Genomic DNA, 23,454 nt, shown 5'->3' with positions numbered 1-23,454 from the left:
TAAATTACTCATCTTTCAATACCTTGGCAGGGTTGGTTTGGGCAGCAGTAAAGGAATGAAGCCCCACTATGATCAAACAAATAACCAATACACCCAAGCCTGAAATCATATATATGAAATAAGGCATCTCTACTCGGTATTGGAATCCATTCAGCCAATCACTCAAAAAGTAATATGCAGGATAAACTGCCAAGGCAAAGGAGACCGTCACCAAGAGTACATATTCCTTGGATATCAATCCTAAAATCTGAAGGATGCTTGCACCCAACACTTTTCTGATGCTTATTTCCTTGGTTCGCTGAGCAATGGTGAAGGAAGAAAGTCCAAATAAACCCAAACAAGATATTAGAATTGCTAGACCACAGGCTAATCCCAACACATTCCGGATTTTCAAATCTTCCTCATAAAATCTACCGATCTCTTCATCTAAAAATTTAAAGGTCTGATTTTCCGATCCAATGACTTCTTGATATACTTGTTCCAGTCCCAATTTAGCCTCCGCCAAATTGATATGATCCTGAAGCTTGACATTGATCGCCCTAAACGTTTCAGGTTGATAAATCATCAGAATAGGCCTAATCTCTTCCCTGAGGGTTCTTGAATGAAAATTTTTCACCACCCCAACAATGGTCTTCTCTTCTCCAGAAAACTTCATCTTTTGCCCAACAAGCTCCGTAGGGTCTTCAACTAGAACCTGATTCATAAACACCTCATTCACCAACACCTCACCCTCTCTATTTTGACTCGTTCGACCTGCCAATAACTCCAACCCGTTTACTTCCACAAAAGCAGAGTCCATATTTTTTATCTGTACAAAGAAATCCAGCTCGGCTGTATCTAATTGATATTGAGCATCGGAAGTCCATAAACTGGTTGAGGAAACCAGGTCTCCACTGAGGCTTGCCCCGTCTACATAACTCAATTGATTCAATCTTTCCCTAAGCAATTCAAATTTATCCTGGCCTCCTCGAAAAGGTAAGGAAGAATATAAAATTGCCTGACTATTAAACCCTAGAGGTTGACTGGACACATATTTCAGCTGAAAAGAGATCACAGAAACAAGAATGATAAATGCGATAGAACTGGCAAACTGTAAAACAGTTAGATTCTTTCTTAGAAAGACCCCAAAAGAGAATTTATTGGATTGCTTCACCTCCCCTTTTAAGGCCCTCTGAGGTTGATAGCTGACTAAAACCATAGATGGATAAATCCCGGAAATCAGCGTTAAGATCAAAGTAAATCCTATGGTAAACAGCATGTTTTCAAAAGACAAAAAGTCAACCGAAATTCCTTTTGGAAGATAGGATTCAAATGAAGTCACTAAAATCTGAACCAATAAGTAGGAAATAATAGTGGCAACCAGAACAATCAGATAGGTTTCAGCTAGGAATTGAAAGATCAATTGAAATTTACTCCCTCCCAACGTTTTGCGGATCCCCACTTCTTTAGCTCTGCCAATTGCCTGAGCGGTTTCCAGGTTTACAAAATTCAAACAAGCCAATATTATAATGATCGCCCCTATCACCAACAATCCATGAAGGAAGGTTTTTGAAACAGAATTACCATCGTAGGTCTGTCCAAAATGTACATCTTTCAAGGGCTCCGCAAAAAAACTGGTCTCAGCATCTTCTTGATCGCTTAGATTTTTGGTTACGATTGCCTCTAAACCTTCATTGATACTACTTTCGGTAACTCCATCCAGTGTTTTTATGTAAAGTTGGCTGCTCGAATTCACATTATCCCATTGCTCCAAAGCATATCGGTTTTTGTTGGAGGACATGGATATCGTAGAAAAGGAAATAAAATCTGTGAATATAAAGTCAGTGTGCTCTGTAAAGTCCTTGACCACTCCTGTGACCTTGGTGTACATGGTGTCAGTTTCGGTATATAGAATCTCTTTCCCTACCACCTCACTAAAAGACACATCTGGAAAATATTTTTCTGCAGATGAAGCCGTCAACACCACAGAAAAAGGCTCCACCAATGCATTTTTTGAATCTCCAGCCAACCATTCTCTCTTAAAAATCTCCAAATAACCAGGGCTTGCCAAAATCACTTTATTGGTCCTGCCAAAATCTTTCTCTGGTGACTGTACCACTACTTTGGTTTGATAGGTAGTATAAAACCTCGCCTTTTGATCAATGCCTGAGATTTCATCTTCAATCACCTCCCCTAATGGCACTGGTGTCCCCGAATTTGGATAGACTTCTCCTCCACCAAAGTCAGTAACTGTAGAAATCCTATAAATATTTTCTGCCTTCGGATGAAAATTATCAAAACTATTGGCATACCAAACCACATTGAACACCAGAAAACAAATTGAGATTCCAATCGACAGGCCAAGGACATGAATTGCCATCCTCAACCTATTTCTAAGGATATTTCTAAAGGCGATTTTGAAGTAGTTCTTCAACATATTTCATTTTTTTAAAAATCTGACTGACCTAAACCTGGGTTCTAAATGCAAGGAAATCTTTATTCATCCTTTAATACTTCTGAAGGATTGGCTTGGGTAGCATTATAAGCATGCAGCCCAACAATCAGTAAGCAAATACTCAATATTAATAAACCAGACAAAGCAAATAGTCCATAAGGCATTCCAATTTTGAAGGCGTAAGTATTCAAAAATTCGCTTGAAAAGAACCAAGCTATTCCTGAGGCTAATACAAATGAACCCCCTATCAACCATACATATTCCTTACTGATCATTACCAACACTTGCATAATAGTAGCGCCTAATACCTTGCGGATCCCAATTTCTTTGGTGCGTTGAGCGATCGTAAAAGAAGATAACCCAAAGAGCCCTAGGCATGAAATCAAAATAGCGAGTCCGGATGCGAAGCCCATGACATTTCTAAGCATTTGATCATCTTTATAAAACCCCGCAAGCATCTCATCAAGAAAATTAAATTCAGAGGATTCCAATGGATAGACTTCTTTAAAAAGTTGGTCCATTTCGGATTTTGCCACACTGATATCTGTTCCTTTCTCTAACTTAACGTTGATAATTGGAGAATATTCCGGAGAATAAAACATGACCAAGGGACTTATTTTTGATCTCAGGTTCAAGGCGTGAAAATCTTTGACCACTCCCTTGATCACTCTGTTTTGACCATTGTAATTAAACATCAAACCCAACACTTCTTCTGGGTTTTCAAGTCCTAATTCCCTCACCAAGGCCTCATTTACCAGGACCTGATCTACTTGGTTATTCATATTTTCCCCAGCAACCAACTCCAGTGTATTTACCGCCACAAATGATGAATCAATATTCTTGGTCTGTATATCGATTTCTATTTTGGTAGTATCCACTACCAGGTAAATACCAGAGGTATTATAACTATTGGAAGAGACCAAGGCATCACTTTGAGAAACTCCAGCTATGTAGGATTTTTGAAGTAATCGCTCTTTTAAAACATCAATCCGCGCAGAGGACTCCATAAACGGGGTAGGAATGAATAGTACTGCTTCTTTGTCAAAACCCATTTCCTGTCTGCTCAAAAACCTTAATTGGCTATTCACCACCAGCACCATAATGACAAAAGCAATGGAACAGGTAAATTGTACCACCGTTAAATTCTTCCGGAGAAATACCCCGAAAGAAAATTTTCCGGTGACTCCCTGCCGCTCCCCTTTTAAGGCTCTTTGAGGATCATAATTTCCAAGAACTAAGGCTGGATATAGCCCCGCCACCAAGGTCAACAACAGCGAAAACCCGATCAAGAAAGCCGAACTTGAAACTGAAATGAAATTCAGTTCAAAATTTTCTGGCAAGTAAGACTTTGAAACAGACCTTAACAGTTCAGAAAAAACACCTGAAATACAAGTAGCGATGAATACAATCACCAGAGTCTCTGCCAAAAATTGATTCGTTAGCTGTCCTTTACTCCCGCCTAAAGTTTTCCGGATTCCGACCTCTTTGGATCTGTTGATGGCCTGAGCGGTTTCTAGGTTGATGAAATTCAGGCAGGCTAAAACCAAAATAATCAATCCCAAAATGACCAGTCCATTTAGTATCAATTTGTTCGCAGGCTCATTTCCCAATGCATCTGAAAAATGTAGCTCTGATAAAGGCTGAGCGAAATGTTGTCTGTACTCCCCATCTTCTTCGCCTAAATACTTTTTAATCATTTCCGGAAATGATGCTTCCAGTTGCTCTGGGCCTACACCTTCTGCCAACTTGACAAACAATTGAGAATCTGAAGTAAAGGCATCCCAACGCTCCATATTAAATCTTGAATTATCTTGAAGGAGATCTAAGCTGTTTATAGAGATAAAATCTGTAAAATCCAGATCAGAATTCTCGGAGAAGGGTTTCACTATGCCCGTAACTGTGGCTGCAATTGTATCCTGGCTGTGATAAACTATTTCTTTCCCCAATATCTCTTCCATAGGCAAATTTGGAAAGTAGACCTTGGCAGTTTCTTCTGAAAGCACCACTGAATTAGGTTTTTCCAATGCCTGGTCCATTTTTCCTGCGATCCATTCTCTGGGAAAAATCTTAAAAAAAGAGTTAGAGACTAACAAAGCTCCATTTCTTCTGCCAAGATTTTTGTTGGTTTCAGAAATACGGACCATGGCCCTTTTATAACTATAAACATGGGCTTTTTCCTCAATACCTGTTAAATCCTGATCAATGACTTCGGCCAAAGGAAATGGAACTCCCGGATTACTGAATTCCATATTTCCATAGGATGACTTTGAGGTAATTCTAAAAATTCTATCATCATCCGGATGAAAGTTATCAAAGCTGTAAGCATGAATAACCACATTGAATATTAAAAAACAAATAGAAATCCCCATAGACAAACCCAGAATATGAATTACTGTCCTCAGTTTATTTCTGAGAATATTTCTCCATGCTATTTTGAAATAATTTTTAATCATATTTTTCCTTTTTGTTTTGACCTTAAGACTCTTCTTTTTTTAAATAGAAAACTACTCGTCTTTCAACGTTTTCACGGGATTCGTTTGTGCAGCAAAATAGGCCTGAGCGGAAACGATCAGTAAGGTAAATCCAACTCCGCCTATCGCTAACAGCATAAAGTTCACCCAGGAAGGCCAGGCCTTAACTGCAAATTGTTCGATCCAACTTTGCATCACATATAAACTCAATGGAAGCGCGATCAAGATACCAGCTAGCGTGATAATCAAGAATTCCTTATTAAACATCCATGAGATACTCCAGATTGAAGCTCCCAAAACTTTTCTGATTCCAATCTCTTTCGTTCTTCCGGAAATACTTAGTGCTGCTAAAGCAAATAACCCCATAGCAGCAATTAAGATAGCAATCCCTGCTGCAAAAAACACCATTTTACCAAGCCTCTCATCTGCTCTATATTGCGCTTCCACCGTCTCATCCAGAAAGCTAAAACTAAATGATTCAGAAGGGAATACTTTTTCCCATTCACTTTTCAGCAATGCTCTAAAAGATTCAAAATCTGTCCCGGAGCCTTTGACAATTACTTTTGGGTTGGTTGCTGAGTTGATACTCAAAGAATTAATCCCGCTAAAGACTGCATCTGGACTTTTTGCAAATAATACCGGTTCAATTTCTTGATACAAAGAAGCATGATTGAAGTCTTTTACAACGCCAACTATTTCATGGCTATCGAATCGAGTGCTTGGCATCATCTCAGCAGTTGGGTCATCCCATCCCATTGCTTCAGCAAACTTTTCATTGATGACAAAAGCACTGCTATCTGTTCCTTGATCAGGATTAAAATCACGTCCATCTACCAACTCTAAACCTAGGGTTTTAAAATAATCTCCTCCTACAAAATTTACCCGGAATTGAAATTGTTTTCCTTCCTCTAAAGGAAATCCAGCATTCCAAAATGCATCGTCTCCGTAAGTAGCAATGGTGATTCCAGCAGATTGAATCTCAGACCTAGCATTTAATGATTGTCTATATAATTCTGCTTGCTTAAAACTCTCTTTAATAGTTTTGATAAAACCAGGAGAAGGAATTTCTGGCACATCTACGAGTACCACCATATTTTGATCAAACCCCAAATCAAAATTTCGAATCGTGTTCATCTGATGAACCATAATAAAGGTCGAAGCCACTAATAAAAAGGATATAAAAAACTGAATACCTACTAAGCCTTTCCTTAAGCCTTGCTTTCCAAAATTAAGAGAAAGTGTCCCTTTCAAGACTTTAATGGGTTTAAATCCAGATAGGAAAAATGCAGGATATGCACCTGCCAAAAGTGTAATAGAAACAACTAATCCAACTAGGATCAATATCTGATTCAATCCATAAACCAGACTTAAGTTTTTCTCAAAAAGCTCATTAAAGGTAGGCAATAGGACTTCAGCTAAGATCACTCCTACAATTAATGCAGCCAAGGTAGTTAGGAAAGCCTCTGTCAAAAACTGAACAACCAATTGACCAAAATCAGCTCCCATGGTTTTTCTTACCCCAACTTCTTTGGCTCGTGTCATGGCTCTACCAATGGCCATGGTAGTGAAATTAATACTTGCGATCAACAGAATTAATACTGCTATCGTCGAGAGGATCCAAAGTAATTTAGGGCGGGTAGTTTCGACCATACCCCCATTTGGATCATCCGAAAAATGCATTTCTGAAATGGGCTCCAACGTAAAATAGTAATTACCTTCTTTGTAATCCTCCCCTAAAACCTTCTTCATCATACCTTCCATTCCAGCTTCCACATCCTGTTCTTGATTGGCACTGGAAAGGTAAACATAGGTTTCACCAAAGACATTATACCAAGAGTTTCTACTTCTTTCCTCCACCATAAAATCCAGATTCTCCTCATTCAGTAGCATTTCGAACTTGATACTGGAATTGTCTGGAATATCTTCAAGGATTCCAGCCACTTGATAGGCTTCATAGCTTTCTCCCAATCGAATTCTAATACTTTCACCAATTGGGTTCGTCTCTCCAAAATACCTTTCAGCAGTTGCTTTTGTGATAACGATTCCATATTTATCACTCAACACATTCGTAGGATCTCCCTGTAGTAAATTGAAATCAAAAATTCTCAAAAAGTCAGGGCTTACCATCAAAAACTCTTGGCTTTGTGTATTTGTCTCATCCAAATAGGCCTGTGCCACACCACTAATCATTCGTGTCACATTTTGTATTTGAGGAAACTCATCTTGAAACGCTGTAGCTGAAACAATGGGTGTAGCAAAGGAACTTCTTAACTCCCCTTCAAACATTTCAAATCTTTTTATCCTAAATGTATTTTCAGACTTGGAATGAAATGTATCAAAATTCATTTCGAACTGAACGAAAAAGAAAATCAAAATACTTACTCCCAAACCAAGAGAAAGGCCAATTAAATTGATCCCTGTATGCAATTTGTTTTTAGACAAATTACGAATAGCGATTTTGAAATAATTCCTGATCATTGATATGAAGATTTAGATTGGCTTAGTTTAATCTTATTAGGGTTTATTATTCATTTTTATGGACTCTACCGGATTGGCAAGGACTGTCCTAAAGGATTGGAATTAATGAGTAAAAACGATTTCTGACGAACCAAATTCTTCCAAGCTATTTTTAGGTAATTTTTTATCATGCAGCAGATCTGTTTAAATAGAATACTAAATTCCCGGGCTATTCTATTTTTCAATGCTGCCATCAATTCCACATTTATGCCATCAAAAAACCTCCAAAACAGCTTGTTTTGGAGGTTTATATTCCTTTGGGTTCAAATTTTTCGGACAAATTTGTTCGCCTACGGACTATCTACACCTATCTATCGCATAAAAAATACACCAGATAGGAGTTTAGCCTAAATCATAAATTCAGTCACCTAAAACAATCAATTTATAATTTCACCAACCTATTCGTTTTTTAGACTTTCAATGGGATTAATCACCGCAGCACGATAGGCTTGTGAAAATATGATTCCTATACTGATCAAGAGGATTACCCCGACTCCTATTCCTATCGGTACAACTCCTATACTGACTCGGGAGGCGAAGAATTCCAACCATAAATTATTGATGAAATAAGCGGCAGGAACTGCCAACAGGATCGCTATTCCGAGCAATTTCAAAAAGCCCTTGGAAAGCAAAAAGATAACCTGGGAAATACTGGACCCTAAAGTTTTGCGGATCCCTATTTCCTTGACTCGAGTTTGTGCGGTATAGGTAGCCATGCCCAACAATCCTAAGCAGGAGACAAAAATGGCCAAGAAGGAAATAAGTCCGATGACAGCAAACACATCTCCCAATACCTGATGGATAAACAAAAGCTCCTGATCCAGGTATTTGTAAGAGAACTTGGAATCAGGGTTCACTTCTTTCCAGGTAGTCTCGAGGGAAGACAGGGTTTGGGCTTGATTGACCCCGGATACTTTTACTAAAGCAAATCCCAAAGCATCATTTCTATTTCGTAAAACCAGGCTTTGCATGGGTCTATCAGGTGAGAGGAACTGAAAATCCTTTACCACGCCGGCAATCTGTACATTTTTAAACGCAGTTCCATCCTCTACCGCCAGTTGTTTCCCCACAGCCTCGGTGCTACTTCCAAGATTGAAACTTTTTACTGCGAATTCATTGATCAAAATAAGGTTATCACTTCCTTCTTGCGGTAGATTTTTACCTGCTACCAACTCTAAATCCAAGACCTCTACGATTCCGCTATTGACATCAAAATAGTTGGTTTCCAAACTGTCCAGTGGGTAATCCGGGTTGATCACTTCTGTTCCAAAATTCCACCCTCCGGCGGGAATAAGAGAAGATCCTCCTACAGAAGAAACGGCTGGATTAGCGTTCATTGCCTGTGCAAATCTTGGGTAGTTTTCATGATTGAAAAGCTTAACGGTGACGACATTTTCCTTGTTAAAGCCGTAATCAAAATTCAGGATATGCCTTGCCTGGGATTGAATCAAAACCACAGAAATAATAAAAATCAGAGAAATTGAAAACTGAACTACCAACAACACATTCCGAACACCCATACTTTTAAAAATTCTCACTCCGGTGGTTTTATTAAATAAATTGACCGGATTCAATTTGGCCACATAGGTTGCTGGAAGTACACCTGCAACTACCCCTACTAAAATGCTGAATCCTATAAAGATCAAAATACCAAGTAAACTCTGCTTTAAGGAAATTTTAAGATACTGGTTAAAAGTCAGCCCATCCACGCCATTTTCCAGAACCTGAAGCATCAAAAATGCAAAGGACAAGGAACAGAGAGATATGACCACCGCTTCTGTTATAAACTGTCCAAAAATCTGTCTTTTATTCGCACCCGAAACCTTCCTGATCCCTACTTCTTTTACTCGCGTCAAAGCCCGAGCTACAGACATATTGGTGTAGTTTAAACAGGCTGAAAACATCACGATCAAGCATAATATTGATAATATCACTAAAACCACTTTTGGAACTGATACATGAGTCATGTTGCCAATAAACCCCACAGGAGTGATTTCTCCAAGAGCCACTGCCTTAAATGAATGCTTGTTATCATATTTATCGCCATAAATCTCCTCCGAGATATAATCCAGGTTTGCCTGTAAATCCTGTTTGGCTTTTCCTTCTTTTAAAAGCACGTAGGTATAATTTGACCAGACATTATCCCAGTCATCCTGAGCAGCCATGACTGATCCCTCAGGGAGCGATTTCATCGTACTGAGGGAAGCCAATAATTTAAAAGGAAGGTGTGTTTTGCCTGGGCTGGGATTTAAAACTCCGGTGATGGTAAAATAACCGAAGTCAGTTTCGGCATTCCCCTCTTCAATATCCAATGCTCTGATATCCTTGTCATGAAATGCCACTGTTTTACCCAAGGCTGATTCATCTTTGAATAGGATCTCCGCCATGTCAGAAGAAATAACCATCGAAAAAGGCTCGATTAACGCAGTGTTTGGATCACCTTCCTTAAAGGAAAAATCCAGGATTTTGAAAAGATTGCCATCAGCGAAATACCCTCCCCCTGTCGCAAATTTTTCTTCATAAATAATATCACCCCCAATTTCACTATTCAGCGCAGCTGCTTCTTCAATATTGGGATAGTCACTTTTCAGCTTCTCAGCCAAAGGCAAAGCCGAACTGGCTGTTTCACCATTATTCTGCTGATAACGAGTGGTATGAACCCGATAAACCCTATCCTTCTTACTATGATAGGTATCATAACTGTATTGATCCATGAGGATCATGATGATGAGGAGACAAACGGACATGCTCACTGCAAGTCCCAGTATATTGAGAAAGCTAAAGGATTTATTCCTTTTAAGGTTTCTCCAGGCAAGGATGAGGTAGTTTTTGAACATATTCTGTTAGATGATATGGACTTTGAAAAAGTTACAAGATTGTCCTATCGAGAAGGATTCCTCTTTCCCATCCAAATTCCTGTGCCAACCAAAAAATCATGCCTTTTGAGCTTTAGTAGGCCTTTGTATTGAACCTCTTATTTTGCTTTCGGACAATTTTGGTCGCTGGCGAACTGAAACTCTAAAGAAAATCCAATTAAAAAGATCTCCATTTACCTCCCTTCCAATTACAAACATACCATTCACTTATATCCGCTCATCTACTTGCTCCAGAGGTTTATAGGGAAACAATCCATTGTTTCCATTTTTGATTTCTATTTAGAATTCCTATAAAATCTAAATCAATCCCCAATCCACTGCTTTCTTAATCATTCCCACCGAGTTTTTGACATCCATTTTAACAAATAGATTCCGTTTGTGAGTGGCCACTGTATTGGTACTTACAAACAAGGCGTCTGCGATTTCCTGTGTGGTATATTCTTGGGCAATCAACTTCACAACCTCAATTTCCCGCTTAGTGATTTTCGGAATTTCACCTTCCTTAGGTTTCGGGTTTTCATTGAGACTATCAATCATTTTCTCGGTTAGGTGAGCACTAAGAACTTTCTTTCCTTCAAAGGCATCTTTAATTCCTTGGATCAAGGATTCCTTAGAGGCATTTTTAAGTAAATAGCCGGTAGCCCCTACTTTAAATAAGGAGGTAATAATACTACCTTCGTCATTGGTAGTCAGCATGATTACTTTTACCTCAGAATAGGATTTCTTTACATGCATAGTGGTTTCCAGTCCATCCATGACCGGCATTTGCAAATCCAGAAGCAGAACATCTATGGATTGATTTTTCAAAAACTCCAAGACTTCCAAACCATTATTTGCAGTCCCTACCACCTCGATAGACTTGTCCTTTGCAAAAATTGCCTTTAAGCCATCCAGCATGATTTGATGGTCATCGGCTAAAAGAACTTTGATCTTTTCCATACGATTTTCAATTTCTAGTCTAAGCTTCAGTTTTTGGATGAAGAGGAAGGTTAATGGTAACTAAAGTCCCTACTCCCGGTCTACTATTTATATCATAAGTACCTCCTATAAACTCGGTTCGAAAGGCAATACTTTTCAATCCCATTCCTTTTTCAGAATCTGAGGAGCTAGGATCAAACCCGACCCCATCGTCTTCTATAGTCAAGTCAAACCATTCATCTGAGTAAGTAATCTGAACAGACACTTCAGAGGCTTTCGCATATTTGACGATGTTATTCAAAGCTTCCTGAACAATACGGTACAACATTACATTGGTATTGTCATCAAAGGTTTGTTCTACCCCATGCACATGAAATTCTGCATCAAAAGGATGGGTGGCATCCATTTTTTTGACTAAATCCTCAATGGCCTTACGCAGTCCCAGTTTCTTTAATGCTTGGGGCATCATTTCATGCGCAATTTTTCTAACTTCCGTACAGGCTTCATCGATCATTTGACTTGCTGACCCATAGATTTTCTTGGCATTGGAATCATCAAAATTTATTTGAAGGCTACCGATGTTTACTTTCAAGGTCGACAACAAATTGCCCAAGCCATCGTGTAAATCCCGAGCGATTCGGGACCGCTCTTTTTCCTGGCCTTCCAACATCGATCTCATAGAAACTATTTGTTGTTCCCGATGAGCATCCTTGAGTTCTATTTGAGCAGATTTAACTCTATTCTGATAATAAAGAAATCCAATCATTGAAATCAGAAATAATCCTGCTAAAGAAATTATTAAAAATGTCACTTGTTCCTGCTTTTTTTGGTTTAATACTTCCTCCTCTAACAATTGTATAGTCAACTGATCTTTTTCGAATTTCACTTTCAAATCTGCCATGGCCTCCAAACTACTTTCACGAAGCTTATACTCTTCCTGGATTTGCTTTTGTTTCAAGAGTAGTTGGTATGCCGCTTCAAAATCCTCATTCAATAAAAATCTTCTTCTTTTCACATCCATAATAGACTCCTGAATCCCGATTCGGTCTGCAACACCTGGGGTGTTTTCTGCTCTTTCGATCAGGTTCATGGAATTATCAAAGCCATTTTCCCTAATCATTTCCTGGATAGAAGTGGTGTCTATGTTTTGTTCTGCTGCATCATACATCATCGAAGCTATACTGAGCATAGATTCAACTACACCGATATTTCCGGCCACTTTTCTATGTTCATATCCTTTGAGATAGTTCCTTGTGGCTAATTCCAGATTACCTTGCAGTCTATAACACTCTCCCAAACCTTGATAAAGCCGTGCTATATCAATATGGGAAATGGGTTTTTCCTCTATTCTAAATTCAAGGGCAGTCGTAAACTTTTGTATTGCCTCATTGACATTCCCTCTGGAATATTCCGCAATTGCCCAATTATTCAAAACTCCTGCCTTCCGCTCCTCATTCCCAATTCGTGAATAGTAGTTATATGCCTGTTGATAAGAATCGTTTGCATCGGCTAATGAACCATATTCCATCAATATGGTACCTTTGGTATCAAACACATTTCCCAATCCATAATAGTCAGCGATGCTAGTAAAAGTAACAGCCGCACTATCCAAATATGCAGTCTTTTTATCCATTTCATCAAGGCCATGGCACCAAGCCAATCGATGATAAGATCTGCCTATCAAATTCGGACTTTTTAATTTCTTTGCTAACTCTAGCGCCTTTTGCGCATACAGTTCTGACTCATCTCCTGCATATAAAATGTATGCTATCCTTAAGAGGGTTTCAGTTTTCAAGGAGTCATCCGGCATAGTTTCTACCCTTGCTTTAAGGCTATCCAAGTTATCTGATTGTGCAAATGTCAATCTGCAAGTCAGGTAACACAGAAAAATCAACACTCTCTTTAACTCCATATCAGGATGTTTGGCCCATCAAAAAAGAAACGTTTATCAATAAAACTGGTAAAGTTTGAGAAATCAACTTCTTAGGAATTTCCACACTCCAAAGTAGTTCTTTTCAAATTTTGAGACAACACCCAAAACCATGACTTTTTAACCTCACACAATTGTGTGAGATTTTTTCTAACAGAAGTATGATTTTCTGAAATCATACTAATGGGTGTAAAAAACCATTCCATGCCTTCATAGCTTTGAACCAAGTTTTTAGAGTGTTTTTCAACCAATTAATTCTTTGTTCATGTCTTTTAAAATTACCTACTCCTCAATCAATAGACAGGTGGAATTCAAGGGCCAGACTCAAACCATTTTGGATTTATCCATTGCCAACCGAATTCCCCATATGCATGAATGTGGTGGTCACGGCATTTGTACAACCTGCAGAGTTAGGGTGCTACATGGGATGGAAAATCTTAGTCCAAAAACAGAGTCTGAGAAAATTAATGGACATTCCAGAAAATGGGATCCTACGGTCCGATTAGCTTGTCAAGCCAGGCCCAAAGGGGATGTCATTGTTCAGCGACTTATCTGGTCTAGTGGAGAGGTAAATAACTTACAAAAAGAATTGGTGCCACAAGGCAAAGCAGAAGAACGTCCCATCGCAATTTTGTTCTGTGACTTAAGAAACTATACCAACCTATCTTCTGAAAACCTAAACTATGACATCGCCTACCTTTTGAACAAATTCTACACAGCACTTGGTGAACCTATCTTAATGAATAATGGGATTATCTATCAATATGTGGGAGATGAAATTGTAGGAGTATTTGGAACCAATGGTGGTACAGCAGAAAAGAATTGTGAAGATGCTATCCGTGCTGCACTAGGAATGCAATATGCCTTGGAATCCCTAAACAAAACGGAACTCAAGGACTTTGGAATCAAATTAAAATCAGGTATTGGGATCAATTTTGGAACGGCGTATATCGGCCTTCTAGGTCATCCTACCTTCAAACAATTTTCAGTGATTGGGGATCCTGTGAATGTTGCGAGCAGAATTCAGAATGAAACCAAATCCACTGGTACTAAAATCCTAATTTCAGATTCAGTATTCCAAAATATAGAAAGTGGCTCCTTAATCATCGGCCAAGAATTCAATAACAAAGTCCGAGGGAAAGAAGACCCTATCAAAATCCTTGAACTATTGGGGTTCAAGGAACTGAATCTTCAACTGGAATTGCAATGCTCCATGAATTTTCTATTGGAAGATGAAGATCGATTTGCTGAAATCTTCTACCAAAAAGTCTTTGATATTGCCCCAGGAGTCAGGGCATTATTTAGGAACAATATGACAGAACAAGGAAGGTTACTCACGCATATGCTAGGAGGAATCATCCATTCCTTATCTAGACCTGAGCAACTCCTAAATGGATTAAAAACATTAGGTAGAAACCATTTAAGCTATGGAGTAAAAGCCGAATACTACCCAGTTGTAAAACAAGCCATGATGGAAACTATTGAAGAAATCCTTGGAGAAAATAAAACAACAAAAACCATACATGCCTGGAATTCAGCATTGGATTTCGTGATCGAAAACATGCAAAAACACGCATATACTGAACCTACCCCTACCAGAAAAGTAATGGATCAAACCATGATTTAATTTTTATAGAATCAATTTTCTCATCATTAATTTAAACTAGTAATCATGACAACGAAAGTTAAAGAATTAGAGCAATCAGCAATTGAAGCATTTGTTACTCAGATTAGAGGCAATGTCATTTTTCCAAATGATCCAGCATATAACGAAACCCGAAAAGTATACAATGCTATGATCAACAAACATCCAGGTATGTTTGTGATGTGTGTAGATGTGGCTGATGTCATCTATGCAGTTAATTTCGGAAGAGAAAACAATCTCTTGGTCGCAGTTCGAGGTGGTGGCCATAATGGAGGAGGCTTGGGACTTTGTGAAGATGGTATGGTCATCGACTTATCAGGCATCAAATTCGTACAGGTTGATGTACAAAACAGTACCGTGAGAGTTGGGGGAGGAAACTTATGGGGAGAAGTAGATCATGCTACTCATCCATTTGGATTAGCAGTTCCTGCCGGAATTATCTCTACTACTGGAGTAGGTGGATTGACTTTAGGTGGAGGGGTTGGCTATCTCTCCCGAAAATATGGTCTAACCATAGACAATCTGTTGGAAGCAGATATGGTCCTAGCTGATGGCTCGTTTGTAACGGTGAATAAAGACCAGAACCAAGATCTTTTTTGGGCCATTAGAGGTGGAGGAGGAAACTTTGGGATTGTCACTTCTTTCAAATTTAAAGCTCACCCCGTAAAGACTATAATTGGTGGTCCCACCTTGTGGCCAATAGAACAAATCGATGAAATCATGAAATGGTATCATGAGTTCCTGAATAATTCTTCTGAGGATTTAAATGGATTCATTGCTACCATGGTGATTCCGGGGCCTCCTTTTCCAGAAGCATTACATCATAAAATGTTCTGTGGAATTGTATGGTCTTATTTAGGGGATCCAGCAAAGCAAGAAGAAGTTTTCAAACCCATTTTGGAAAAGAACCCAATATTCCATCATGTAGGGGAAATGCCTTACCCTTCCATGCAGACTTTATTTGATGGAATGTTACCTCCAGGTTTACAATGGTATTGGAGAGGAGATTATTTCAAAGAATTGGGTTCAGAAGTAAGGGCTAAACACTTAGAGTTTGGGTCCAAGATTCCTACTCCACTTTCACAAATGCACTTATATCCTATCAGTGGTGCAGCCAGCCGAGTGGGAGAAGAAGAAACCCCCTGGGGACATAGAGATGCCAAATACGCCGGGGTGTATGTGGGGGTGGATCCTGATCCTGCCAATGCAGAAAAAATCACCAAATGGTGCAAAGATTATTGGGAAGCTCTTCATCCCTATTCTTCAGGTGGGACCTATTTAAATTTTATCCAAGATGAGGGTCAGGAACGGATTAAAGCGAGCTACAAAAAAAATTACGAGCGCTTAACCAAAATCAAAAAATCATACGACCCGAATAATTTTTTCAGGGTGAATCAAAATATCTTACCCGCAGATTAAGGCAAACTCTTTTCTGGTGAAAACAAAAGGGACTTAAGCAAAACAAAGTCCGGGTAGATGCCCGGACTCTGTTTTTATAATTAACCTGTTAATCCTTCAATTTATTCGCTTTTCAAAGTTTTGGCAGGGTTGATCAACGCTGCTTTGATGGCTTGAGAGCTCACAGTTAAGAATGCAATAATTAAGGCTGCCAAAGTGGTCCAAAGGAAAACCTTCCAGTCAATTGAAATTCGGTATGCAAAAGACTCTAACCAAGTATCCATAAAGAACCAGGTTACAGGGATTCCGATTACCACGGCGATCAGCACCAGTTTAGTGAATTCTGAAGAAATTAATCGGACTATACCAGCTACTGAGGCGCCTAATACTTTACGGACAGATATTTCCTTACTTCTTTGTTCGGCCATGAATGTGGCTAATCCGAATAAACCCATACAGGAAATGATAATCGCGAGTCCTGTGAATACTCCAGTAAGTTTCGCAGTTCTCTGTTGAGAAACAAATTTTCTTTCATGGGCTTCGTCTACAAACTGGTATTCAAAGGGAGAACCTGGATTAAATTTGGAAAAAAGGGCTTGTAAATTGCTCATCACCCCAGCATATTCCAGGTTATCTTTTAATCGAACATGGATAAAATTCAGGTTTCTTTTTGGCCCCATAATTACTATGGGTTTAATCCGATCAAAAGGTGATTCCATAATGAAATCTTTTACGACTCCCACCACTGTGAATTCATAGGAGTCATCTTTAATTACCTGACCAATAGGATCCTCAAAACCCATGATTTTTGCAGCGGTTTCATTAATGACAGCAGCCAAACTATCACTGGGGTATGAATACACGTCAATATCACGGCCTGCCATCAATTCCATTCCAGCCGTCTTTACCAAATTGGCATCTGAGCCCATTCGACTGATATTTGGTCTGAACTCCTCTGGCTTACCTTGCCATTCCATGGCATCGGTGTCGCTATAAATTTCAGTCAGTGGTGAAAAGGTATAACTGACCGATTCCACTTCATTCATTTGCAGAAGTTCGTTCCTAAATGCGACTTTATTTTTTCTGATGGATTCGGTCAATGGATGGAATAATAAGTTTTCCTTATTAAGACCCAAATCTCTGTTCTGAACATAGACCATTTGATCTTGAATAATCCAAGCTGAAGAAATCAATATTCCCACAATGGCAAACTGGAACACTACCAACACCTCTCGTGGATTTACCCAGTAGTGTCTGGATTGAAGCTTAGATTTCAAGACGATGGCAGGTCTGAATGAACTGAGCAAAAATGCCGGATAACTTCCTGCCAATACCCCGGTAATCACCACATATATTCCAGAAGTCACCCAGAAAAAAGTCTGAGTAAAGGGGCTTTCCAATTCTTTACCGATCAATTCCTGAAACCATGGAAAGGAAAGGGATACGATTAAAGTCGCAAGAATAAATGCAAAAAATGCGATCATGATGGATTCCACCAAAAATTGTCGAATCAACATTCCTCTTCCTGCTCCTGAGATCTTCCTCACTCCCACTTCTTTGGCCCGTCTCTCACTTTGGGCGGTACTCAAATTGACAAAATTGATACAGGCTATCAATAATACAATGATCGCCACGATTCCAAACATCTTGATTAAATCAATTCTTCCTCCAACGGATACTCCGTTTTCAAACTTGGACCTTAAATGCCGGTCCCTCATAGGAAAAAGGAAGTCACTGATTCTTTCACTTCCAGAATTTTCGGAGGTAAACCCTTTAAATTTCTCATTGAAAAATTCCAAATCCGTCCCTTCATTCAACATCGCAAATGTCAAATAGGAGTTATTGTTCCAATTTTCATCCACCCATCCCAATTGCTCCAATTTTTGAAAAGGAAGAAATGCTGTGTAATCAAAATCAGTGTTTTGAGGAAGATCTTGAATGATTGCCTTGACCTCTAAATCAAGCTGTTTTTCTAAAGTCACCGTTTTTCCAATGGCCTCTTCATCAATAAAAAGATTTTTGGCCAGGGTTTCTGTCAGTATAATGGCATTCGGGTCAGACATTGCATCGGAAATATCCCCTTGCAATACCTTAAATGAAAAAATTTCGAAAAAATCAGGATCAACAAAGGTAGTTTTTTGATACATGCTGGTAGCTCCTACACTGATCAACATTGGATCCCATTCCGTCAACCTACTTGTAGCTGCTACTTCAGGAAACTGCTCCTTCATGGTGGGTGCATAAGGAGCCGGAGTGTAATCCCAGGTAAAAATTTCTCCTTGATTGTTGTCATTTCTCATGACTGCGTAAATTCTATCAGAATTTTGATAGAAATTATCCACAGACAATTCAAACTGGACCCAAATTAAGATCAAAATGGATGCTGCCATTCCAATCCCTAGACCACCAATATTTATCAAGGTATACCCTTTTGGTCTGGCAATATTTCTCCAGGCTATTTTTAAGTAGTTTTTCCACATAATAGGTTGGTTAATATTAAAAACATCTTTTCAAATTGATCCAGTAAGAGAACTAGAAGGATCAGTTGATAAACTCCAAATTGATACTGCCACCGGAACTTCTCATAGAAAGCAGAGGTCCTCCTCCATTCATTTTTCCAACAATCAGGTCTTTTTTCACTTCCCCATCAAAATTGGAAAATCTGGAATTGACTCTTCCGCCTCTCAAATCCAGATTCAAGCCTAAGCCAGCAGGTACCAAAGCAGTGATTCTACCTCCTGAAGTTTGAAAAGACAGGTCTTCATCTACACCAAGCAATTTTGCACGGATCGAACCACCACTGGTAGTCGCATCAATGCTCCCTGAAATATCTTCCAACGTCACACTGCCCCCAGAAGTATTGATTTCAAGATCTCCCTCCAGACCATTGATTTTTACAGATCCCCCGCTGGTTTGAACATCCACCAATCCATCAAATCCAGTTAATGAAAAGGATCCTCCAGAACTTTGGGAAGTGACTTTACCACTTGCATCTGCAATACGAATACTACCTCCACTGGTCGCGATCTTATGTTCTCCGGAAACATTTTCTAATGAAATAGATCCTCCACTTGATTGAAAGTAAGAGGACATCTCGGTAGGCACCTGTACCTTGAAAGAAAGGTTTAGATTGTTTCGATTATTCCAGCCTGAATTATTCTTTTTCTTTACTTTAAGGGAAATCGTATTGCCGCTCTTTGATATATACAATTGATAATTTTCGAGCAATTCTTCAATTTCAGGATCTTTGGAACCATACTCTCGCCCATTTCTTTTAACATACATTTCTACAATCACTTGGTTTCCAGGCATACCCATTACAGCCACGCTAGCACCAGAAGTTTCTACGTCTAATTCACCCTTTCCACTAAGGGTAAATTCTTTTGTTAAATAAGGGTCAGCAATGGAGCTGGCTATTAATTCTTGAACTGATGCAAAGAACAGAGAGAAGGATAGATAAAACAGAGAAAAGAATGAGGTTTTCATGGTAGTTTAAATTATCTAATACCCTACTCATTCTACTTTTGTGCCAGCAAAAACCCCTTTAAAATGGCTTTTTGGGCATATTTTCAATAAAACTACCAGAATTTCTCGAACAATTTCGTTCGATTTCGGGCAAAGATCATATGATTTTCTGAGTTAAGAGATCTAAAAAATTAAATCAATTTCATTTCAAAAAATTCTAGTTGGCTCTACGGTAGTTCTCGATTACCACCCCAATCGTTTTTGCACCAATTCATCAATTTGCTTGAAAAGTAGTTTTGGGTGCTTTGTCCTCCAGGAGACATCATCCAATTTACCCCCCATGACAAAGAATTGATCGATTCCAAACCTGCTCATCTCTTCCATCACTTGGGGCCGTAAATTCAAGGCCGCAATCCAACCTTCTTCCAGTTCATCTTGCCATTCCTCATAATAATCTACGGAATCCAAATCGGAATGAAAATTAAAGACATTTTCACCCACGAGGATAAATTTATTGATCCCCTCATTGATCATCAGTTCAATCACATCTCTCTTCAAAGTCATGATATCATTATTTAAGAGATCATTCCATTCTCCCAAAAATTCAATAACCGCAAATCCATGCGTATAATCAGCAAAAAGAACCTTCAGATAAAGGGTCTCACTCCCAAAATTATCCCATTGAGGATGGATGAGGTAATTATATATTTGATCCGTGAAGTAAACCTCACTGTTTTCATAGCCAAAAAATGGAGACTTCGGGTCTTCTGCGGAAATGTATATATTCCTCCAATTGTAATGGGGTTCTAAAGTATGCATAAGTCAAGTCCAATTGAACAAACTAGAACAAAACAAAGGAGGAATTGCTCTAAAACAAAGGCCCAAGTCAAATCCTTACCTCACTTGCATCCACTTTTTACTTTCCTTGTTGACAAAAGTGATGGGTACAAACTTATCTGTGGGAGCTCCAATGTAGTAGACGGTCCAATTGGGGTCATGGTTGGCCAGCATATCAGAAATACAATCTGCTCTATGTCCTTGGGGGTTGGCACAGTCATCCCAATAAAACAATTCAACTTTGTAATGAAGGGATTTTACTTCATTGTTAATGATGACCTGAATTTCTATGTCCTGTTTACCAGGAAATGTCGGAATAGGAATGGCGATATGACTCATGGCTCTAGGGATTTAAGTGTGTACTAATAGATACATTTATTTTTAAGTTGTTTATTCTCATTCGTTCTATATTTCCAGCAGATCAAGGTTTTCATATAAATGCTAATCATAAATAGGTGTTTCATACCCATCCTATTTGATCTAATTTCTTGGCACTTTTTACTTCTTACACGATACTTGGTCCTTGATACTTTATTACTCACTCTTCAAACTATTCACAGGATTCATCATCGCTGCTTTGATGGCTTGGAAGCTAATGGTAACAAGGGCCACGATCACGGCCAATACCCCCGCAACCAAGAATACCCACCAATGTAAAGGCACTTTGTAAGCAAAGCCTTCCAACCATTTGTTCATAGCAAACCATGCCACTGGCGTTGCTAGCAGAATGGCAATAAACACCAGTTTAATGAAGTCTTTTGAAAGCAACCCGACAATACTTCCTATGTCTGCACCAAGTACTTTTCGAATTCCAATTTCTTTGGTTCGTTGCTCCGCCGTATAAGTGGCCAATCCCAGCAATCCCAAACAAGCAATCATAATTGCTAAGACTGAAAAAGTGGTAAAGATCTGTCTAAAGCGAAAATCAGATTCATACTGACTGTTGAAATCCTCATCCAAAAAGCTGTATATAAATGGACGGTGAGGAGCAAGTTCCTTCCAAATATTTTCAATTTCTACTAAGGTAGTAGGAAGATTTTCTGTGTTGAGCTTGAGGCTCATATACCGACTGGCATATGCCTCAAAAGGTAGCGTAAGGGGTTCTACGGTATTATGTAAGGAAATGTAATTGAAATCCTTCACGACCCCGATGACTTCTCCTGCTCTTCCCCACTGATCAAATTTTTTCCCAACGATATCTGCTGGATTGGAATAGCCATATTGTTTGGCTGCTGCTTCATTTATTACCAAGGCTGATGTAGAATCTGAGGGAAAATCCCTGCTATAAGATCTTCCTGCTATCAATTCTAGATCGAAATGATCGATAAAATCCAATCCCACTTGAAAAATTGCCTGCCCTTGCATCACCATTTCACCTTCTGGATTCTCGATAGTAGTTCCCGCATTTGGGAAATGACTTCCAGGTACACTACGAGAAAAAGCCACTGAAACAACGTTTGGGTTGTTCTCCAATTCATTTTCCAAAGTGGAGGACACGTTATTTACTTGCCCATCGTAATTGTAATCCACAATTAGCATTTGCTCTTTATCAAACCCCATATCCTTATCCAATAAATGGCTCATTTGATTGTAGACGATGATGGTTCCCGCTATCAAAGCAATAGAAAGACTAAACTGAAAAACCACTAGGCCCTTTCTCAAATTGGCTCCCTTAGCATCCGATTTATTAATGCCCTTTAGGATCGATACCGGTCTAAAACTAGATAAAACCAAAGCTGGATAGGAACCAGCAAGAAGCCCGACAACTAGTACTATACCCAAAAAGAATGGAATGGTTTGCCAATTCAGTATGCTATTAAGCATCAGTTCTTTTCCTGTCAGCTGGTTCATTAAAGGCATAGCCAAGGAGACGAAAATCACTGCTAGGATGGCTGATAACAATACAATCACCAAAGACTCTCCAAGGAATTGGAATATCAAACTGTTTTTATCAGCTCCAATGGATTTACGGATACCAACCTCTTTTGCACGCTCCATGGATCTGGCGGTAGAAAGGTTCATAAAATTGATGATAGCAATTCCCAGGATAAATAATCCAATTACAGAAAACACATAAATATTCGTTAAGGAAGCTGTTTCTCCTGGTTGACGCTGTACCTCAGATCTGAGGTACACATCTTTCAAAGGCTCAATTCCTATGGTGTAATTGGGACCATTTTCTTCGCTTGCCCTCCGAGCGACAAATTCCGGAAGCTTTGCTTCAAACGCCTGCTGGTCAAAATTCTCGCTTACTAAAAAATAAGTATAGGTGTCCACATAATCCCAAGAATCAAAAACACTTGGCCGAGACTGATGAAAAGTACTTAAAGAAAGCAGGGTATTAAATTTCAAATGGGAGTTAGAGGGTAAGTCTTTCATGACTCCAGTCACCGTGTAATCTCCGGAATTCGCTCTTCCTGCCACATCAGATCCCTTTAAGGTTTTACCCAAAGCCTCTTGGTCTCCAAAATATTTCTTTGCGGCAGACTCTGAAAGTACCACACTAAAAGGTGCAACCAAGGCTTTTTTAGGATCCCCTTCTAACAGTTCCCAGGAAAACACATCAAATACCGTAGAGTCCATGAAAACTATTCCTTCTTCTTGTTGAGTCTGATCTCCAATTGTAAAAAGGATATCTGCCTTACCTGAAAACCTGACCACTTTTTCTATTTCTGGAAAATCCAATTCTAAAGCTGGCCCCACAGGGGCATTCCCCCAAACCCAATAATTTTCCCTCGAATTACTTTCAGCTTGTTCATCCTCAGAAAAATATCCGTGGACCACTCTATATATCCGGTCCCCCTTCTCATTAAATTGATCATAGGAAAGCTCATCCTGAACAAACATAAATATGAGCACACAACAAGCCATTCCGATACCCAAACCGAGAATATTGATAAAAGAGTACACCTTCTTTTTAAGAAGATTTCTGTAGGCGATTTTTAAGTAATTCTTAAACATAT

13 protein-coding genes are annotated in these 23,454 nt (G+C 39.1%); 2 read left to right on the top strand and 11 right to left on the bottom strand.

All coding sequences use genetic code 11. From position 1 onward, the window contains the following. Positions 1-4: 4 nt before the first annotated feature. The 6 genes from JYB62_RS01145 to JYB62_RS01120 all read right to left on the bottom strand — a co-directional run bounded on the left by JYB62_RS01145 (position 5) and on the right by JYB62_RS01120 (position 13,128). Positions 5-2,416, bottom strand: a complete 2,412-nt coding sequence (locus JYB62_RS01145) for an ABC transporter permease (RefSeq protein WP_205643617.1) — start codon at positions 2,414-2,416, stop codon at positions 5-7. A 59-nt stretch (positions 2,417-2,475) separates the two neighbouring features. Continuing rightward, positions 2,476-4,887, bottom strand: a complete 2,412-nt coding sequence (locus JYB62_RS01140) for an ABC transporter permease (protein ID WP_205643616.1) — start codon at positions 4,885-4,887, stop codon at positions 2,476-2,478. Positions 4,888-4,938: 51 nt separating this feature from the next. Continuing rightward, entirely contained in the window at positions 4,939-7,383 is a 2,445-nt protein-coding gene (locus JYB62_RS01135) for an ABC transporter permease (protein WP_205643615.1), read from the bottom strand. Positions 7,384-7,820: 437 nt separating this feature from the next. Next, on the bottom strand, positions 7,821-10,259 hold the full coding sequence (locus JYB62_RS01130; protein WP_205643614.1) for an ABC transporter permease: 2,439 nt from the start codon (positions 10,257-10,259) through the stop codon (positions 7,821-7,823). 336 nt (positions 10,260-10,595) lie between these two features. Next, positions 10,596-11,237, bottom strand: a complete 642-nt coding sequence (locus JYB62_RS01125) for a response regulator (RefSeq protein WP_205643613.1) — start codon at positions 11,235-11,237, stop codon at positions 10,596-10,598. Between the two features lie 19 nt (positions 11,238-11,256). Next, positions 11,257-13,128 carry an ATP-binding protein gene (locus tag JYB62_RS01120; protein ID WP_205643612.1) on the bottom strand — a complete coding sequence of 624 codons (1,872 nt, stop codon included), beginning with the start codon at positions 13,126-13,128 and terminating at the stop codon, positions 11,257-11,259. A gap of 283 nt (positions 13,129-13,411) precedes the next feature. Between JYB62_RS01120 and JYB62_RS01115 the strand changes: the two genes are divergently transcribed. Then, positions 13,412-14,773: an adenylate/guanylate cyclase domain-containing protein gene (locus tag JYB62_RS01115; protein ID WP_205643611.1), complete on the top strand. Its 1,362-nt coding sequence runs from the start codon at positions 13,412-13,414 to the stop codon at positions 14,771-14,773. Between the two features lie 45 nt (positions 14,774-14,818). Beyond that, positions 14,819-16,210: an FAD-binding oxidoreductase gene (locus JYB62_RS01110; protein ID WP_205643610.1), complete on the top strand. Its 1,392-nt coding sequence runs from the start codon at positions 14,819-14,821 to the stop codon at positions 16,208-16,210. Positions 16,211-16,311: 101 nt separating this feature from the next. Here JYB62_RS01110 and JYB62_RS01105 read toward each other — a convergent pair whose 3' ends face one another. From JYB62_RS01105 to JYB62_RS01085, 5 genes are all read right to left on the bottom strand, one after another. Next, complete coding sequence (locus JYB62_RS01105) at positions 16,312-18,669, bottom strand: ABC transporter permease (protein WP_205643609.1); 2,358 nt, start codon at positions 18,667-18,669, stop codon at positions 16,312-16,314. A 61-nt stretch (positions 18,670-18,730) separates the two neighbouring features. Next, entirely contained in the window at positions 18,731-19,675 is a 945-nt protein-coding gene (locus tag JYB62_RS01100; protein ID WP_205643608.1) for a DUF4097 family beta strand repeat-containing protein, read from the bottom strand. Between the two features lie 222 nt (positions 19,676-19,897). Beyond that, on the bottom strand, positions 19,898-20,473 hold the full coding sequence (locus JYB62_RS01095) for a hypothetical protein (RefSeq protein ID WP_205643607.1): 576 nt from the start codon (positions 20,471-20,473) through the stop codon (positions 19,898-19,900). Positions 20,474-20,548: 75 nt separating this feature from the next. Continuing rightward, positions 20,549-20,830 carry a hypothetical protein gene (locus tag JYB62_RS01090; protein ID WP_205643606.1) on the bottom strand — a complete coding sequence of 94 codons (282 nt, stop codon included), beginning with the start codon at positions 20,828-20,830 and terminating at the stop codon, positions 20,549-20,551. A gap of 195 nt (positions 20,831-21,025) precedes the next feature. Beyond that, positions 21,026-23,452 (bottom strand): ABC transporter permease, encoded by a 2,427-nt coding sequence (locus JYB62_RS01085; RefSeq protein WP_205643605.1) that lies wholly within the window; start codon positions 23,450-23,452, stop codon positions 21,026-21,028. Positions 23,453-23,454 lie beyond the last annotated feature (2 nt).

The organism is Algoriphagus lutimaris, assembly GCF_017051705.1.
Taxonomy (GTDB): Bacteria; Bacteroidota; Bacteroidia; order Cytophagales; family Cyclobacteriaceae; genus Algoriphagus; species Algoriphagus lutimaris.
Note: the sequence above shows the minus strand (reverse complement) of the source record. Positions and strands in the feature narration are given on the sequence as shown.